We start from the raw sequence: 15,791 nt of genomic DNA on the forward strand, positions 1-15,791 counted from the left end.
CTGCTATCGGCCGTCGTCCCCGCTCCCGGATGACGCCCGCCTTGACCGCCCTCCCCCTCGTCATCCGCCGCGAACAACCCGAGGACGGGCCGGCCATCGAGCGACTGCACGCCCGCGCCTTCGGACCGGGACGCTTCGCCCGCACCGCCTATCGCCTGCGCGAAGGCACGGCTCCCCTCGCCGAGCTCTGTTTGACGGCTCTGGTCGGCACCTATCTCGTCGGTTCGGTCCGCGTCGGCCCGGCGGAGGCCGAAGGGGGGCGCCTCCTCGTCCTCGGGCCGCTCACCGTAGATCCGAGCTTCTCGGATCGCGGAATCGGAACCGCGCTGATGCGAGCGAGCCTGGACGCCGCCCGCGCCTCCGGTCATCGCGTCGTCGTGCTGGTGGGCGACGCTCCCTATTACCGCCGCTTCGGCTTCGCGCCGGTCCCCCCGGGGCGGCTCGTGTTGCCGGGACCGGTCGATCCGGCCCGATTCCTCTGGCTCGAGCTCGTGGACGGTGCGGCTTCAGTCCTCTCGGGGGGCATCCGTCCGATCCGGCAGACGCGTCAGCTCGACGGTGCCGGGTCGCAACGGACCCTCGACTGAACCGAACCTAATCGGCGACCACCGCCCGTGCCACGGCGGCGATGGCGTCCTCGCGCTCGGAGAGCGGCCGATCCGTGGCGGTCAGGTAAACGGCGACGACCTGCGCGGCGCCGTCCGGCGGCCAGATGACGCCGACATCGTTCGTCGTCCCATACTCGCCCGTTCCGGTCTTCTCGCCGATCCGCCAGCCCGACGGCAGCCCGGCCCTCAGCCGCTTACCGCCGGTGCGATTGTCGAGAAGCCAAGCCGTCAGCCGGTCGCGGGAGGGCTGCGTCAGGGTGGAGCCGAGGGTCAGCCCCGCGAGGGTGCGCGCCATCGCCCCCGGGCTCGTCGTATCCCGCGGATCCCCCGGCACGGCCTCGTTGAGCGTCGGCTCGGTTCGGTCGAGCCGCGTCACTTCATCCCCGAACGCGCGGAGTTGCGCGGTCAGTCCCGCCGGGCCGCCGATCGCCTGAAGCAGGAGATTGCCCGCCGTGTTGTCGCTGCGGATCACGGCGGCCTCGCACAATTCCGCGAGACTCATGCCGGATCCGCCGATGCGGGGCTCGGTGACCGGAGAATACGGCACCAGTGCCTCACGCCCGAACACCACGCGGCGATCCAGACGCTCCTCTTGCGCGTCGACCCGCGCGAGAACGGCGGCCGCGGCCAGCGCCTTGAACGTGCTGCAGAGGGGAAAGCGCTCGTCGATCCGGCGTCCGGTCAATTCGCCGGAGCCGGTGTCGAGGACCGCGACGCCGAGCCGTCCACCGCTCCGCACCTCGATTTCGGCGAGGGCATCCTCGAACGATGCGGCCCGTGCCGGTCCCACGCGGTCGGACACAATCAGAGCGGCCAATCCGGCCATAGTGGTTTGGCGACGCGTGAACATGCGGCTCCTTCCTGCCGGTCCCGGAGCCGCCCCCCCTTCTTGACGGGCCTCGAACGGCGGCGGACACCGGATGACGCATCGAGACGACCGGACGCCGCCGTGCCGATACCCGACGACCGCCTTCCACCGCCTCGCTTCAATGCGGCCCGTCATTGTCTCGCGGAGAATGCGCGGCAAAGCGGCGACAAGACGGCACTGGTGATGGCCGGAGAGAGCGGAGCGGTGAGCCGCCTGACCTTCGGACAGGCCGACCGTGCCGTGCGCGGCATTGCAGCGGGCCTTCTCGGTTGCGGCCTGAAGCCGGGCGACCGGGTGATGATCCGCATGGGCAACGAGACGGATTACGTGCTGGTCTATTTCGGCGCCCTGGCTGCCGGCCTCGTGGCGCTGCCCTCCTCCCCCCAGCTGACGCCGGACGAGGCCGCCTTCCTGATGGACAATGCCGGCGTGGCGGCGATCGTCGTCGGCGAAGGCTTCGCGAAGCCCCCGTCGGACGACGGACGGCTCTGGCTCGACGCGGATGCCGTCACCGCGATGAAGGCGGGCCCGCCGCTCGCTGATTACGCCGATACCGGCGCCGACGATCCGGCGACGTTGGTCTACACCTCCGGCACCACCAGCCGTCCGAAAGGCGTGCTTCACGCGCATCGGGCCATTTGGGGCCGACGGCCGATGCATGCCCATTGGCTCGGTCTGACCGAGTCCGACGTGATGCTCCATGCCGGCACGATGAATTGGACCTACACGCTCGGCGTCGGCATCACCGATCCGTGGGCCTGCGGCGCCACGGCGGTTCTCTATAACGGCCCGCGCGACCGAGGAGCTTGGCCACGCCTGATCGAAATGCACGGCGCGACGATTTTCGCCGCCGTCCCGAGCGTCTACCGCCAGATCCTCAAATATTCGGACCTCGCCGCCTACGACCTCGCGCGGCTTCGCCACGGGGTCACGGCGGGCGAGGCGCTGAGCCCCGATCTCCTGGCCGAATGGACCGACCGCACCGGCATCCCGCTCTACGAAGCGCTCGGAATGAGCGAGGTCTCGACCTACGTGTCGAGCGGGCCGACCATTGCCGTCCGACCCGGCTCACCCGGCCGCCCCCAGCCCGGCCGATGCGTGGCGATCCTGCCGGTCGATGGACCGCCCGAACCCCTGCCCCCCGGCGAGACGGGCTTGCTGGCGGTCCACCGCTCCGAGCCCGGCCTGATGCTCGGATATTGGCAGCGACCCGAGGAAGAGGCGGCTGTGATGCGCGGCGCGTGGTTCGCAGGCGGCGACCTCGCCAGCCTCGATGCGGATGGCTACCTCTGGTTCCACGGCCGCAACGACGACCTCATGAACGCCATGGGCTACCGGGTCTCTCCGGTGGAAGTTGAGAGCGTGCTGGCGGCTCATCCTGACGTGGCCGAGGTCGGTGTGGCGGAACTGGCCGTGCGGGCCGATGTGCGGGTGATCGCGGCTTTCGTCGTCCCGCGTCCCGGCGCCGAGCCCGATGCGGACGGGTTGCTGGCATGGTGCTCCGAACGCTTGGCCGGGTACAAATGCCCCCGCGCGATCCGCTTCCTCGATTCGCTGCCGCGCACCGCCAACGGCAAGGTTCAGCGCAAGCGGCTGGCGGAGACGCAAGGCTGACGCCGCCCTCCGGCGATCGACACACGAGTCCATGTCTCGATAGGACCCGATGCGGGACGATCCGCATCGGGTCCGACGGGATTCCTTCGGGTTGAGATGGGCGCGGGCAGAGTCCTCCCGAGAAACTGCGCTGGTTCGCGATTTTCGAAGGTTCGAGAAGCGCCAGCGCAGCGCGGATCGTCCGCGACCCCGATGGCCTGGAGCGCCCCCGCCCCGTGATGGGGAAGGGCCACCAGTCCGATCTTCTCAGCCGTGCCGAGCACGCGCATTCGCGCGTTACGGATCGCCCGCCGTGACCCCTTGGCGAAGGCGCGCGGACCGGCTTGACCCGCCGCCCCGGAGCTTCTAGAGCCGGTGCGCCGGAGACGTGGCCGAGAGGCTGAAGGCACTCGTTTGCTAAATGAGCATACCCCTAATAAGGGTATCGAGGGTTCGAATCCCTCCGTCTCCGCCACTAACCCCCTAACCATCTGCAATAACGGAATCTTTTTGATTCCGTGGGCTTCTGAGACCGCTCCTGCTACGAAGGAGTGCTACGAAGCCATGAGACAGATGGTGGGCCTCATCCGCCGCGGACGGACCTTCTACTTCCGTCGTACCGTGCCTTCACACCTCCGGCCGGCGTTGCAGGAAATCCTCAAAAGCGCCGGACCGGTCGTCTTTCGCCGCGATGCCGCCATCAGCTTGCGGGGCACGCGCGCGTCGCGCGAGTTCTGGGTGAGCCTTCGGACGAGCGATGAGGAGGAGGCGCGCCGACTGGCGATCGCCCTGGACGCAGAAGCCGAAACGATTTTGCAGATCGCCGAAAATTGTTCTCGTTCGTCTGCCGTCTCGTTCGTAGGCGACGTCGACGAGGCGATGGTGCGCCACCTCGCTTCGGTATTCCGCAGTCGAAAACTCAGGGCGGACGAGACACTCCGACGCGGCGACCGCGCGATGACGCCCGAGGCGCACGCCGCCCTCAACCGCAGGCTCGACGAGGACGAAGCGCTCGCGCGAGACATGATCGCACGCGGCGATTTCAGCGAGATCCACTTCGACGACGATGCCCTCGTCACATTGCGGCAAGCGGGAGTCTATTTCCGTTACGGCTCGGCGGCCGACCGACGGATCAACCATGCCTTCAACGATGCATGGCTCGACGCCATCACGGTCATCAAAGAACGTCAGGCTGGAACCGTCGCGCCGACACCTGAAGTGCAGGCCCTGCCGCCGGCGGAAGCCCCTCCGCTACCCCCATCGAGTGCCCTGACCAGTGTCGACCTTCACGGAATGTGGGAGAAGTCGGAAAAGCCGACCGCAAAGACCGCAGAAGGCTTTCTCCGCAAGCTCAAGAGCCTCGAAGAATTTCTCGAGACGCGAGGGCGCACCCTGAGCGACGCCACGACCGCGGATGCCTCCCTGTGGAAGCTGGCCCTCCTCGAGAACAAGAGCGAAGAGACGGTCGCCAACTACCTCAATGCGACGAAGGCGATCATCCGCTGGGGGTTCGACAATGGACACCTTCGGTCGAATTTCATCTCGAGTATCCGCTCTTACTCCGCGCGAGGCGGCCGACCGACATCCGATCGACGGGGGTACACGGACGAGGAAGCTACGAAGATCCTGCGCGAAGCAAGGCACAAGGAAGGGTATCGCCGATGGGTGCCATGGCTCGCGCATTTCACCGGGGCGAGGGTCTCGGAAATTTGTCAGCTTGAAAAATCAGACGTTCTTCAACAAGAAAAAATACCTTACATTTTTATCAAGGGTGCCCCTGCACGTTCTAAAAACAAGATTGCGATCGACCCCAAGAAGGGGATCAAGCGCGTCAAGACGAAGAACGCAAACCGCAAAGTCCCTCTTCATCCCGCTCTTGTTGCGGAAGGTTTTCTTGATTTTGTCGCTGCGCAGCCAGAAGGACCGCTATTTCGAGAAATTACACCGGATCGCTATGGCAGCCGGGGCGGGAATGCTACCAAGGTCCTCAGTAGATGGTTGAGAAACGATCTGCGGATCAACGATGATGATCTCGCATCTTCCCACTCATTTCGGCATCGATTTATTACTTTGTGCCGCAATGCGCGAGTCGATACCGAAATCAGAAACGCAATCGTAGGCCAATCCAACAATCATATCAGCGATCGATATGGAGAAGAGCGCTTTATCAGCGTTGTCGCAAAGGAGATTAGGGAAATCAAAAGCCCGCCCAATATTTAGGGTCAGGCTATTTACATGCGCGCGATTACCAAGCTTATGTATTCTAACTTTTTGGTCGCTCTGGTCTGAAGGGTACGAGGCAGGCCTGGGCGGCGGCCGCCAATGCCAAGTCATGCTCGGCCCGACACGGCAGTTTCAAGGGTCGGGTCGGCCGCGCGGCATGGGCGTGATACGCCGAAGTAGCGATCGGCATACACATCAGCTTCGGGGCAAAGCGCGGGTTTGCAGTCTTGTAATTTCGGCCTCGGCCGATGGCGATGAGCTTGGAAGACTAATCGTCTTGACGGCTTGCTCGCCTGCGGGAAGCGCACGTTCAATCTCGACATGGCCGCCACGATCCGCCAGGACTGAACGAAGCTTGTCGAATTGCCCGCACCAGATCGTTTCCTGATCTTTATCGCGCATGGCATTTCGCGGACTGGACGGCTGGTCTGAACCGACTAACCGGGCCTGCATGCGTGATGCATCGGCGGGAGCCGCGAGTTCGACACCGTAATCGTCAGTGCCGGGGCGGCGTACGACAATGCGCCCCTCCTTCGCCCAAGCTGCTTCCATTCCCTCCCGAACCTCGTAGCCGAGCGATGCCAGCCCCCCGAGCACAGCCCGCCGCCGCGCTACAGCAGAGGCCTGGCGACGCCTTTCCTCGAGCAGCGTCTCCCCGTCAGTGATGCGCGCCCGCAGCTCCGCGACATTTCTGTCGGTGATCGCAGCATCGAGTTGAACGCTGCATGCATGCCCCCTTTCGGAGGATAGGGCAGCCAACTGAGCGCGGACTTGCATTGCTTTAGCGGTGGCAGCTTCGATGGCGCGTTCGTCTCGCAGGCGCCGTGCAGCCTCAAGAACGAGCGAGTCCGTCAGGAGGGCACGTCGGTCCGCTGAAGGCTCGGCGGAAATCGAGAGTGCCCGTGCAGTCAGATCGGTGATGTCGACAAGTGTCGCACACGTGCTTAACTCCGAGAGCAACCCGTCGAGCCGTTCCGCCTGAGGGTCAGGTCGCGCATTCTGCTCGAGCCATTGAGCGAAAGCCGGGATAGGACCGCCGGCATTGAGCCGGGCTGCGAGTTCACTCTGCCCTGACGATTGCGTCTTCGGCTGGCCTTGTACCAGCGTGGCGATGCTGGCCTCCACGGTACGCTGCATGACATCCAAGTCAGTGCCTGTGGCCGTCATCGCGCCCTCGATTGCAGCGGTGAGGGCTACCGGCACCGGTTGCCCGGCCTTTGCCAAAGAGGCTGCGATCGAACGGGCCGCATCGAGCGTTCGCCGCTGCCGCGAGCGTTGGGCCGCTTCGGCGGCGACCGCTTCGCTTCTCAGGCGTTCGCCTTCGAAGCGGAAATGTTCGATCGCTTGGGCTGCGTCCTTCTGGAGATCGACCCATTGTTCCGAGCGAAGCAATGCTTCGAGGGCAGCCCGTCGCGTCGCCAGCTGCGTCTCAAGGGCGGAGCTTGCCAGTCCGAAGCGAGCTGCGTTGCGGAGCAGATCGGCGGCGGCCTCGCCTACGAGTAAAAGCCAACGCTGGCAGGTCGCTTCCAATTCCTCTCGGGTCACGACTCTGACGACCTTGGGACCGCTCATTCCGCCGCCTCCCTCACGATGGCTGTCGCAAGAGCCTCCCGAAGCCGAGCTCGCTCAACTTCCGGCCGGCTATACCACGCACTCGATGAGACGCGGTGCGTGCGCGGCACTGCGCGGCCTAGCACCTTGGGCCGCCAGACTTCGCGGGCTCTCGCCTTTTGGAGGAGACGGTGGCGCGGAGAGTCGCATTCGATTCCGAGGCCGAAAAGGCCCGTCCGTGGATCGACGATCGCATAGTCCAAGCCGAAGACGTCGGTTTCGTCCGCGGACGGCACCGGCTCGTAGCCGAGTTCGCGGATGTATCGCCCGACGGCCTGAGCCAATCCGTCGTGCTGGATAGTGCCGATCTTGATCTTGCCCTGGCCCGGCGCGAGGCGCGTTTGGAGCACCCGCGCGGCGGCGACGTCTCCAGATGCCATCTTCGCCGCGTAATCGAGATAGGCTTGAAGAAAGTCGCGGGGCTTGTGCGGCACGCGTCCGGCTGCGTGCCAGTCCGAAATTTCGCTGAACGGCATCGAGGTCACGACGACGATCTTCTCCCGGGCGCGCGTGACTGCGACGTTGAGCCGTCGCTCGCCACCCGTCTGGCCGAGGACGCCGAAGAACCGGCGGAAGGCCCCCCGGCGGTCACGGCCGAACGTGGTGCTGAAGACGATCCAATCGCGCTCGTCGCCTTGGACGTTCTCGACGTTCTTGACGAAGAAGCCCATGTCTTCGCCGCCTTGATTCCGTTCGCGTTCGGCCTTCAGCGCGGCGAGGAAAGTCGGGTCCGCCCCGGCGCGCTCCTCGATCTTGTCGGTGACGAGGTCGGCCTGCTTCTTGTTGAAGGTCACGATGCCGATGCTCGGCCTCTCCGCAAAGGGAGCTGACCAAACTTCAGCCAAGAGCTCGACCAAGCGGTCCGCCTCCTCCGGGTTCGTCTGCGCGTCATAGACGCCGTCGACCCGGAGTACCTCGATCGGCTTGCCGCGACGGATCTCCTCGTCGGGGTGCCGGGCGGGAACGCTGAGGCGGTTGCCGTAGAAGGCACCGTTCGAGAAGCCGATGAGCTCGCGGTAGATCGATCTGTAGTGGATCTGCAATGTGGTGGCCGGCAGGCATCCTCGCGCGAGCTGCAGGAGATCCGGGCACGCGGTGACGTCTTTCTTGTTCCAGGCATCTTCGAGCGCCGAGCGTTCGGCCTCGGTGGCCGCTTCATCGGGCTGCTCGTCGATCTCGTCGTCCTCCTCCTCCTCCGCTCTTCCAGAGAAGAAGGCGCTCGGTGGCATCTGCTTCTCGTCGCCAGCGACGACGACCCGTCGCCCGCGGAAGAGGGCAGGCACGGCCTGCTCGACGGGGATTTGTGACGCCTCGTCAAAAATCACGAGGTCGAAAATGCCGGGCCTCAGAGGAAGCAGGCGACTCGCCACATCGGGCCCCATGAGCCAAACCGGCCGCAGGCGCATGAGTCCGAGGGCTTCACCCCTCTCGAAGGCGCCCCGAAGGCTCATCGGGCGCGGACCCCGTAGAGCCGTGACGACATTCCAGTCCGCCTGGCGGCCGATCGAAGCCGGATCGATGCCGTGAGCCAGCACCTTTCGGTTCAGATCCCGCATCTCCGCGTCGAGCCGCGCCAAGTTGGCGACCTTGCGCGCCGTCTCGGCCATGTCGACCGAGAGTTCTGGATGCTCCGTCTCGATGCAGGTTTTCCAACCGAGCAAAGCCTCGCGCCGAAAGGTTGCCCGCACCACTTCGTCGAGTGCTCCAGCCGGGGCGCGATTCAACACATCCACGTGCGACCGCAGAGCGGAAAACGCGGCGAGGCTTTCCGCGTCGAGCGACGCCGCCTGCGCCCGGAAGCGTTGGAAGGCCGACAGCGTTGGCAGAGCCGCCATGATCGCTTGCACCGTTTGCGGCATGGAGCCGCCCCGGCGGATGGCATCGACACAGCGTGTTGTCAGTTCGTCACTGAACGACTCTGCCAACGGCTCCAGGGCCTTGAGGCTCGCCTCGCGGGCGGCGTGGCGTCGGAAGGCGGACTGGTAGCCGATTGCCAGAGCATGAAGGGCCGAACCGGAAGCGGACTCGATCACGTGCTCGGCGTCCGCGCGTCGCGGGCAGGACAAGGCCGCCTTGGAATCCTTCGCAGCTTCTCTCAGGGACGATTCGATGGCTGTTGTCTCGTCCAGCAAGGACTGCAGCGGTGCCGGTGTCGAGGCTGGCGCCAGCCCGAGGGTCGAGCGCAGGCTGTCGAGGCGCTTGCGCAGCGGCCTGACTATGCCTTCCCGCGCCGTCGCCGCCGCGAGAGCCGAGAGGCCGGATTCGTCGCCCGCCTGTTCAAGACCGATCAAGTAATCGCGGCAGGACTTCCTGAGGCGTCGCCGACGCGGACTCAACCTGCCGAAGAACCCAACCGGAGCCGACGCCTCTCGCGCCTCGGCAGATCGGACCTGCAAGTCCTGATCGGAGAGCGCGGCCACCGGCTTGAACAGCTTGCCTTCTGCTTGGGCCGGCGCTGCATTCTGCAAGTCGGAGGCCAACGCCGCGAGATCGCGGGCGATGCGGTTGCCGGGCGTCTCGTTTCCCGTCTCGCTCTTGAAAAGCGGAAACCACGCACGAAGCCGCTCACGGCGTTCGTCGGTCATGGCCGCCAAATGTCGAGCCCCAGTCTCGAGCCAAGCTCGATGGGGAGTGGGATCCTCGATCTCGAAGGAAGGAGGCAAGTCGGCGAGCAGGGCTTCGCGGGCTTCCTCCGCCGCACCGAAGTTGGCGAGGGCCGCCTGGAATTCCGTGACCGTCGCGTGATCGACCGGGAACGGCTTCAACGCTGCCAGGGCGCTGCCCTCGTAGGCCGACGCGAGCCATAGGGATGCGTGGGGCCCACATTCCTCTTCGAGACGCGCCACGGCGTCGGCTCCGACGTTCGCCAGCATACGGCGCAGTTGAGGAGCATCGATCGCGAGACCGTCTTCTTCGATCGCGAGAAGCTCGCCCAACATCTGGCGGTAGGTCAGGCCCGCCGCGTCATCCACGACGTGGAGGGTCTCGTGTCCGCGGTCGAGATCCTTCTCAACGACCTCGATGCGTGCCGCCTTGGCATCCCGCTGCTTCCGCAGGGCGGCAAACGCTTCGACATCGCCGGCACCGAGGGCCGCAACCTGATCGCGCAGCGCACGGAAGATGCCCTCGCGGTCGCGGTTGATATCGTTGACCATGAAAAGGCGCTCTCCGAGCCCCTCCGCGTCCATCCGCTTTTGCACCACCTTGAGCGCCGCCTGCTTCTGGCAGACGACCAGAGCGGTCTCACCGCGCCCGATGACGTCGGCCAGGATGTTGACGATCGTCTGGCTCTTGCCGGTTCCGGGCGGTCCCTCGACGAGGAGGCCTGGCGCCAGTCGCGATGCGAGAACCGCCGCGTCCTGCGATGGGTCGCCTTCCGCCGTGCCGAAGCGGTCACGTTCTGGCACGGGCTCCGGTTGAGGAGCTGCGGGCGTGCCGGAGACCCTGAGAGCGGGATCCAGGGCCGTCCCGGCTACAGGCTGGGCGCGCAGCTGGCGGAGATCCTCGACGAGCGATTGACCGGCAAACTCGGCGTTGAACAGCACCGCCGACGGACACAACGCCATGGGTACTGCAGGCACCGCATCCTTGCCCGGCAAGCGGGCAAGGGCGTGTCCCTGTGGTTCAGCGAGATGGCCAAACCCATCCATTGCCTCGCCAAGCCGCAGAGCGGGCCGCTTCAAGAGGTCTTCGGCTGCCGAACGCCATTGCGCGAAGGCCTCTTTGCCGAGGAGCCCTTCGAGCGCTGGATTGAGCCGCACCTCCTCACGCCCACGGTCGAAGGCCAGACTTGCCGTTTGACCCGCGCCGCTCGGCAGATCGATCGACACCGGCCATAGCAGAATAGGCGCGATGCGCGGTTTGGTGTTGGCCCGTCCGGGACGCATGTCGCGGGCGTGCAGTATCGGGAAGCCAAGATACCGTCCGTCGATGCCGGTATCGCGAACGAAGGTCTGGGCGTAATTGACGAGGTGACGAAGGCGGTATCCGATATTTTGATCCGCTGTCAGAGCGTCGGGATCGATCGGCGTCGCGGCTTCTCCCCGAGCCAGGATCTGGTTTAGCAACGCCTCGGCCGAGCGCGAGCCTGATCCGAGTTCCATCAGGTCGAGCCTGGGCGTGGTCTTGCCCAGCACGAAGCGGACGAGTGGACCACGGCCCACCGTGGCGGAGAGCCGCTTCTCGAAGACGTCCATCAGTTTGGCAACATATTGCTGCCGCGGGGGCTCCTTCCATTGGTCTTCGGACACCGCCAGCAGGGTCGCCGCCCGCGCCAGCGGCATCCTGCGTTCGACGCGATAAGCATCGGCCCACTCGTCGATCGCGGGATTGCCGCAGCGGGCGAAATTGGCGATGCGAGCATCGACCGCCGTGAAGATCTCGCGCCGAGAGGCAGCAAGCGTTGTGCGCAGTGCGGCCTCATCCGTCGGTACGCCAGCCGAAGCAGCGGCCGTTCGCGTCGCTTCGACCAGCGCCTCCATCGGCACGAACTGATGGAGAGCCGCGCTGATCAGGATGATCACGTCCTCGTCGCTAAGCCGGGACCGCTCGACGAGCATGGCAAGGCCGGCTTGGTCCGTGTCGGGAAACAGGACGCGTCTCGCCTCACGCTCGGCGTCCAGATTGGCCCGCGATGTTGCAAGCAGCGCGACGCGAGCCCGATCTTCGTCGAGTTCGACCTCGAGACGTTGAGCGCGCTCCCGGACGGCGGTCGCACGGGCCTTGAGGCGTGGTAGCCATGCCTCGCGCCCGAGCCGTTCTAGGTGTCTTGGCGCATCGCCGGTCACCAGGGCATAGCCCTGCTCTGGATGCGCCATCAGCCAGGCGGGGGTGACGATCTCGCCCCGGACCGACAACGGCAGCGCCGGATTCATGGCCATCATGGCGATCGCGTGCCGAAGATCCGCGTCGAGGCCGTCGGCCGTCGAAGCACTCCTAATCAGCGAGAGGATGCGCGCATCCTCCTTGCGCTCTGCCAGCCACGTCGCCGTGGTCCCATTGGCCGTCAGCGTCGCCGCTTCGTCCCAATGGCCGGCTTCGGCCGCCGCGAGCGCGAACGTCGCCGGGTCGGTGAAACTCCGACCCGCAAAACGAATAGCGGGCCCTGCTCGCTCGTCGGGTTCGGGTTGGCCCGGTAAGGGCAGTGGAGGCGGTGCCCCGTTGAGCCACGCGCTGACCTCCCGGCCTCCCCAGCGTCGGTTCGGGTCGCGGACGAGCAATCCACGAAGGAGCGTCCTGATCTCACCGTCGATTGTGTCGGGCAATGAAATACCGCGCGTGACGACATGCAGTCGGAAAGCGAGGTCTTCGGTCCCGGCGAAGCACGCCCCACGCGTTGCCTGCTCCAGGACGATCATCCCCAGCGACCACCAATCCGACGCAGCGCTCACCGCGCCAACAATGGCCTCGGGGGCGGAGTAGCGGGACAATTCGAGCGGCGCGACCTGTTCCAGATCGAAGTCCGACAGCCGTGCCGAGCCCCATCCCGTGACGACGAGATCGAAGCTTTCGGGATCGCGGATAAGCACGGTCGCCGGCCGCAGGTCGCGATGCCGTAAGCCTGCTTCGCTGAAAGATTGCAGGGCCCGACCAAGCTCATCGATTGCGGTGCGCAGCCTTTCCGGCTCCAACCATCCCGCGGCGGCGAGCGAGCCGTTGGGCATGGGCTCGACCGCCTCGAAGGTACGCCCGGCGATGCGTCCTGTCGCGAGAAGCTCCGGGACGTGGTCGGTGGGCAGGCGCCGCAGGGCCTCGTGTACGGCAGGGTCGGGCTCGCTCCCCGCGTGGTAGTGGACGATCCGGACCGGACGGCCATCGGCTTCCCGCACGGCGTCGTAGACATCCCAGGGACCTGTTGCGGTCCCCGCCGCCGCTCGACGGATATCTCGAAAACCCTCGAAGGCGGGGGCGTCTCCTTCCTCAGCGGGCCGATCAGGCTCCGGAGCAGGTTCTGGATCGACAGGATGGCTCTCCGCGATCTCGCCGCCGCAGACCATGCACATTTGGTCCCCGGGCTCCACCGGGTGACCGTTGACGCAGCGAGGCGTCGGCTCGGCAGGTCGCGGTTCCGAGGGCGGGGGAGCGACGATGGGCGTAGGCTGCTGAGAACTGCCAACGGCGCGCAATTCTTCATCGCCGATGTAGTAGTCGCAATTCCCGCAGGTCATTTCCGACGGAGGGCGCTCACTGCGACAAGAGGGGCAGACGCGGACGATCACCGGAAGGTCGCTGGTCGTATCGGTCACCGCACGTCCTCTGTTGTCGCCGCCGAATGACCGGCGGCTTTCAGCGCCGCAGCAAGCTTCACCATATCGCCCGGTCGCGGAATGCCGACCAGGAACGCGTCGCCGGTGTCATCGTCGAAGAGCACGTCGAGCGCGCGCGCTCCGACAGGCAAGGGGGCCTCATAGGACGAGAAGAGCTCCACGCCCCGCGCGGTGAGTGGCACGAGACGTTGGTTGTCGCTGCCACGAAGCGCGAGCGTTTGTGGGGCATCGCGCACGAACGGGTCCGCAATGATGGCATCGATCAGGCCGCCGAGTTTGGATAGCTCGGACTTCAAGTCCTCGAAGGCGCGCCCGGAATAGACGAGGACATTCCCGCCGCCGAGCCGGTGCCAGCCGCGCAGGAGCGTGGTGAGCGCTTCGGGCTGCTCGAACGGTTCGCCGCCCGATACCGTTAGACCATCGGCCAACGACACAGCTGGTGCGAGCGCATCCAGCACCTCAGCAACCGTCGTCATACCCTTGCCGACCGCCCAGGTATCCATCGACACGCAGCCAGGGCACCGGATCGAGCATCCCTGAAACCAGACGCCGACTCGCTGACCGGGGCCGAGCGTCGTTACGGGAAAATGGATGCGGGAGAGCGCCACGGCAGTCATCAGCTCGGCACCTCGGATCGGGTGAGCTCAATGACCGTCCCGCCCTCGGGGTGCACATGAAGCGCGGTGACGCTGAAGGCGTCTCCAGGGGCGGCATCGCGATCGAACAGCGCCCGGGCAAGCGGGCTAATCAACCCGCTTTCGACCTTGTTGCGAATGCCACGACCACCATTGGACAGATCGGAGAGGCAAGCCTGCCTCAGGGCAGAGCGGGCATCGTCGGTGATGGTGACAGCGATGCCCTGATCCGAAGCGATTCCGCGAAGCACATCATCGACTTGACCTTCGAAAATCAATTCGGCGATTTCGGGTCTGATGAAGTCGAAGACCAAAACATTGTCGCCGATCCTGTTCAGGATCTCGGGGCGATTTAGAACGAGCTTGAAATGCCGGTCGATCTCCGCACGCACCTTCGACTGAACGTCGAAGAAGGTGTCCTCGGCCGTGACGTTTGCCACACGAGATCCATCGGCTTCCAGGCGATAGATGCCAAGGTTCGACGTAAAGATGATGAACGCCTCGGAGAAATAGACCCGATCGCCGCGGCCGCTGGTGAGCACCCCGTCGTCCAGCACCTGCAAGAACTTGTCGAGGATACGCGGATGCGCCTTCTCGATTTCATCGAAAAGCACAACCGAGAACGGTCTTTCGCGGATCGCGTTCGTGAGTTCGCCACCAACGTCGTAGCCGACATAACCCGGTGGCGCCCCAATGAGGCGCTGATCGGAGTGCTCTGCTGAGAACTCGGACATGTCGAAGCGGATATACGCCGTCTCGTCGCCGAAAAGCAGGCTCGTGAGCGCCTTCGCTAGTTCAGTCTTGCCTACACCGGTCGGGCCAGCGAGGAAGGCTACGCCGCGAGGGCGGCTACCGCGCCGGGGCGCTCCCACTCCAGTGACCGCGCGTTTGACGATATCGAGCATGTGCGTGACGGCATGGTCCTGGCCTTTGACGCGCGCTTGAAGCGTCGCCGTGCCGTTTCGAACCTTCGTGCGATCGATCCGCCGCCAGGGATCATCGCTCACACCTACCTTGTAACGCCGAACAGCGTCGCCGATCGCTGCAAGACCAATGCCCTCGCTTCGGGCGAGTTGCGCGATGGCTGACATGTCGACCAGCAGCATTCCGTCCGTGCCATCGACGAAGGCACCTACGGCGGACTCCCTCTCGTCCGTGCGCGCATCGGCATGGCCAGCGAGGCTTCTCAGCAGGACCCGCGCAAGAACACTGCGTGCGAGATTGTCGGGTTTGCCGACCGGGATGTGCCTGATCCGGGGATTGTCGATCAAAAACCAATCCGGCAGATCGCCTTCCTTTTCGACGACCCAGACAATGGAGTTAAAAAATGGGCGCGGCGGCGTTCCAATCGGCCGGGAGCGCGTGACGTGGGAGACGACGAGCGCCTGCATGAAGGCTTGATGCTCTGCGGCACTCAGGGCGTCGTTGCGAATGATCAGTCTCGACGCGAAGTCGATCAGCAGAGCGATCGGCTCACCGGATCTCGCCGCGATCCGCGCAAGTGTCGTCGCGAGCAGTTCGATCCCGGCGGGCGCATGTCCCTGCGCATCCGGCTGCAGGCCCAGCGCCGCCATCGCGCTCAAGGCAGTTTGGAGCTCCTCTCCCGGCGCCAGCAGAGGGCGAAAGCCGTTTACGGGGTCGAAGTAGAGCACAACGGCGAAGCCCGCTTCCCGCAGTTCGCTCTGTAGCGCCGCCGCGAGCGAGACAGGGACAGGCGCCCCCGGCGTCACTTCCAACAGCTGATGATCCCGTACATTGCCGGATACGACGAACTGTGGCTTCAGTGGTAGAAAGCGCCGCAAGTCACGCAACCAGCGTGGCTTTTCTGCTACTTGCACAATTAAGACCGGATTCGTCACGCTCTTCGGCTCTGCTACGCCAAGGTACCGATAATATATTCACGGGTATCTGAATGCATCAACAACCGTCAAATCCAGTGTTGTAACAGATCAGGCAATTCTCAAGCTTCGGGTAAAACGCATCGTGT

Annotated in this window: 8 protein-coding genes and 1 tRNA gene; 4 read left to right on the forward strand and 5 right to left on the reverse strand. The window is 65.1% G+C overall.

Going from position 1 to position 15,791, the window contains the following annotated elements; translation table 11 throughout:
- Positions 1-41: 41 nt before the first annotated feature.
- Complete coding sequence (locus tag OWC43_RS21265; RefSeq protein WP_393958206.1) at positions 42-587, forward strand: GNAT family N-acetyltransferase; 546 nt, start codon at positions 42-44, stop codon at positions 585-587.
- 7 nt (positions 588-594) lie between these two features.
- Here the strand turns inward: OWC43_RS21265 and bla are convergent, their stop codons facing one another.
- Complete coding sequence (bla, locus tag OWC43_RS21270; RefSeq protein ID WP_393958207.1) at positions 595-1,458, reverse strand: class A beta-lactamase; 864 nt, start codon at positions 1,456-1,458, stop codon at positions 595-597.
- Between the two features lie 99 nt (positions 1,459-1,557).
- Between bla and OWC43_RS21275 the strand changes: the two genes are divergently transcribed.
- The 3 genes from OWC43_RS21275 (at position 1,558) to OWC43_RS21285 (ending at position 5,289) form a co-directional block, all read left to right on the forward strand.
- Positions 1,558-3,090, forward strand: coding sequence for a class I adenylate-forming enzyme family protein (locus tag OWC43_RS21275; RefSeq protein WP_393958208.1), 1,533 nt, complete (start codon positions 1,558-1,560; stop codon positions 3,088-3,090).
- Between the two features lie 361 nt (positions 3,091-3,451).
- Positions 3,452-3,544: transfer RNA gene (locus OWC43_RS21280), tRNA-Ser, on the forward strand.
- Positions 3,545-3,633: 89 nt separating this feature from the next.
- A complete protein-coding gene (locus OWC43_RS21285; protein WP_393958209.1) occupies positions 3,634-5,289 on the forward strand; it encodes a DUF6538 domain-containing protein in 1,656 nt (551 codons plus the stop codon).
- Between the two features lie 198 nt (positions 5,290-5,487).
- Here the strand turns inward: OWC43_RS21285 and OWC43_RS21290 are convergent, their stop codons facing one another.
- Genes OWC43_RS21290 through OWC43_RS21305 form a run of 4 tightly spaced genes read right to left on the reverse strand, consistent with a single transcriptional unit; the run spans position 5,488 to position 15,663 of the window.
- The gene (locus OWC43_RS21290) at positions 5,488-6,864 is read right to left on the reverse strand and encodes a hypothetical protein (protein WP_393958210.1); all 1,377 of its coding nucleotides are present in this window, start codon (positions 6,862-6,864) and stop codon (positions 5,488-5,490) included.
- Positions 6,861-13,148 (reverse strand): AAA domain-containing protein, encoded by a 6,288-nt coding sequence (locus tag OWC43_RS21295; protein ID WP_393958211.1) that lies wholly within the window; start codon positions 13,146-13,148, stop codon positions 6,861-6,863. The genes OWC43_RS21290 and OWC43_RS21295 overlap by 4 nt, the downstream gene beginning before the upstream one ends.
- The gene (locus tag OWC43_RS21300; RefSeq protein WP_393958212.1) at positions 13,145-13,786 is read right to left on the reverse strand and encodes a 4Fe-4S single cluster domain-containing protein; all 642 of its coding nucleotides are present in this window, start codon (positions 13,784-13,786) and stop codon (positions 13,145-13,147) included. Before OWC43_RS21300 ends, OWC43_RS21295 begins: the two co-directional genes overlap by 4 nt.
- Positions 13,786-15,663, reverse strand: coding sequence for an AAA family ATPase (locus OWC43_RS21305; protein ID WP_393958213.1), 1,878 nt, complete (start codon positions 15,661-15,663; stop codon positions 13,786-13,788). Before OWC43_RS21305 ends, OWC43_RS21300 begins: the two co-directional genes overlap by 1 nt.
- Positions 15,664-15,791: the final 128 nt, after the last annotated feature.

It is taken from the genome of Methylorubrum sp. POS3 (assembly GCF_043352485.1).
In the GTDB taxonomy this organism is placed as follows: Bacteria; Pseudomonadota; Alphaproteobacteria; order Rhizobiales; family Beijerinckiaceae; genus Methylobacterium; species Methylobacterium suomiense.

Excerpts from the sequence above, each read along its gene's own strand:
- bla (WP_393958207.1), bottom strand. The coding sequence starts at position 1,458 with ATGTTCACGCGTCGCCAAACCACTATGGCCGGATTGGCCGCTCTGATT.
- OWC43_RS21285 (WP_393958209.1), top strand. The coding sequence starts at position 3,634 with ATGAGACAGATGGTGGGCCTCATCCGCCGCGGACGGACCTTCTACTTC.
- OWC43_RS21290 (WP_393958210.1), bottom strand. The coding sequence starts at position 6,864 with ATGAGCGGTCCCAAGGTCGTCAGAGTCGTGACCCGAGAGGAATTGGAA.
- OWC43_RS21300 (WP_393958212.1), bottom strand. The coding sequence starts at position 13,786 with ATGACTGCCGTGGCGCTCTCCCGCATCCATTTTCCCGTAACGACGCTC.